The sequence below is a fragment of the Pseudoalteromonas sp. CnMc7-15 genome (genome assembly GCF_022347925.1).
Lineage (GTDB): Bacteria > Pseudomonadota > Gammaproteobacteria > Enterobacterales > Alteromonadaceae > Pseudoalteromonas > Pseudoalteromonas ruthenica.
On the sequence record NZ_JAKRFT010000013.1, the window covers coordinates 1 to 1,750 of the forward strand.

At 51.5% G+C, this 1,750-nt stretch carries 2 rRNA genes; both read left to right on the forward strand.

Going from position 1 to position 1,750, the window contains the following annotated elements:
* A 23S ribosomal RNA gene (locus tag MHM95_RS18730) occupies positions 1-1,509 on the forward strand; the annotation flags it as partial.
* Positions 1,510-1,624: 115 nt separating this feature from the next.
* Positions 1,625-1,739, forward strand: a 5S ribosomal RNA gene (gene rrf, locus MHM95_RS18735).
* Positions 1,740-1,750: the final 11 nt, after the last annotated feature.

Here is a 1,750-nt window from a genome sequence, read left to right on the forward strand (position 1 = left end):
TCCCGTACTTGGTATAGATGCGATGGGGGGACGGAGAAGGCTAGGCAGGCACGGCGTTGGTTGTCCGTGTGAAAGGCAGTAGGCTTGAACCTTAGGTAAATCCGGGGTTCTTTAAGGCTGAGAGTCGAGACGACACTCTACGGAGTGGAAGCTGTTGGTGCCATACTTCCAGGAAAAGCCTCTAAGCTTCAGTCTATATCGAATCGTACCCTAAACCGACACAGGTGGTCAGGTAGAGAATACTAAGGCGCTTGAGAGAACTCGGGTGAAGGAACTAGGCAAAATAGTACCGTAACTTCGGGAGAAGGTACGCCCACATTAGGTGAAGGACCTGCGTCTGGAGCTGAAGTGGGTCGCAGTGACCAGGTGGCTGGGACTGTTTATTAAAAACACAGCACTGTGCTAAATCGTGAGATGACGTATACGGTGTGACACCTGCCCGGTGCCGGAAGGTTAATTGATGGGGTTAGACTTTGTCGAAGCTCTTGATCGAAGCCCCGGTAAACGGCGGCCGTAACTATAACGGTCCTAAGGTAGCGAAATTCCTTGTCGGGTAAGTTCCGACCTGCACGAATGGTGTAACCATGGCCACGCTGTCTCCACCCGAGACTCAGTGAAATTGAAATCGCAGTGAAGATGCTGTGTACCCGCGGCTAGACGGAAAGACCCCGTGAACCTTTACTACAGCTTGGCACTGAACATTGAGCCTACATGTGTAGGATAGGTGGGAGGCTTTGAAGTGGTTACGCCAGTAATCATGGAGCCATCCTTGAAATACCACCCTTGTATGTTTGATGTTCTAACGTTGGCCCCTGAATCGGGGTTGCGGACAGTGCCTGGTGGGTAGTTTGACTGGGGCGGTCTCCTCCCAAAGAGTAACGGAGGAGCACGAAGGTTGGCTAAGTACGGTCGGACATCGTACGGTTAGTGTAATGGTAGAAGCCAGCTTAACTGCGAGACAGACACGTCGAGCAGGTACGAAAGTAGGTCATAGTGATCCGGTGGTTCTGAATGGAAGGGCCATCGCTCAACGGATAAAAGGTACTCCGGGGATAACAGGCTGATACCGCCCAAGAGTTCATATCGACGGCGGTGTTTGGCACCTCGATGTCGGCTCATCACATCCTGGGGCTGAAGTCGGTCCCAAGGGTATGGCTGTTCGCCATTTAAAGTGGTACGCGAGCTGGGTTTAGAACGTCGTGAGACAGTTCGGTCCCTATCTGCCGTGGGCGTTTGAGAATTGAGAGGGGCTGCTCCTAGTACGAGAGGACCGGAGTGGACGAACCGCTGGTGTTCGGGTTGTTTTGCCAAAGGCATTGCCCGGTAGCTACGTTCGGAATCGATAACCGCTGAAAGCATCTAAGCGGGAAGCGAGCCTCGAGATGAGTTCTCACTTGGCGTTTAACGCCACTAAAGGGCCGTTGAAGACGACAACGTTGATAGGCAGGATGTGGAAGCGCTGCAAGGCGTTAAGCTAACCTGTACTAATTACCCGTGAGGCTTAACCATACAACGCCAAAGTGGTTTGTATGTGACTGTTTAAGCACAGAAGTTAAGAGACTAAAGTAGATTTACTTATACAGCTTTCCAAATGACTAACACGCCGTGTTAGGCCAAGTTTATGCTTGGTGATAATAGCGTTCTGGACCCACCTGACCCCATGCCGAACTCAGAAGTGAAACGGAACTGCGCCGATGATAGTGTGGGTTCGCCCATGTGAAAGTAGGTCATCACCAGGCTCCTAATTAGA